1 pseudogene is annotated in these 259 nt (G+C 83.0%); it reads left to right on the top strand.

Going from position 1 to position 259, the window contains the following annotated elements:
* Positions 1 to 259, top strand: a pseudogene (locus ACSNOK_RS34905) (PQQ-binding-like beta-propeller repeat protein); the annotation flags it as partial.

The following is a 259-nucleotide window of genomic DNA, read 5'->3' as shown; positions in this document are numbered from 1 at the left end:
CGACGGGACCCCTGCGACGCCCGCACCCCAGGCCGCCGCCAACCCGCCCGCCCCGCAGGGCGGTTACGGCTACCCGCACCCGGCGGCACCCACGGGCGGGCCGTCCGCGCCGGCCCCGCAGAGCGGGTACGGATTCCCGCCCCCCGCGCCGCAGGGCGGGTACGGGTTCCCCCACCCGGCGAGTGCCGCGCCCGCGCCCGAGGCGCCCGCGCCGCAGGGCGGATACGGCTACCCGAACCCCGGAGCCCCCGCCCCGGAG

Source organism: Streptomyces sp. URMC 126, assembly GCF_051386555.1.
In the GTDB taxonomy this organism is placed as follows: Bacteria; Actinomycetota; Actinomycetes; order Streptomycetales; family Streptomycetaceae; genus Streptomyces.
The sequence above is the reverse complement of the archived record's forward strand: the minus strand, read 5'-3'. Positions and strand labels throughout refer to the sequence as shown.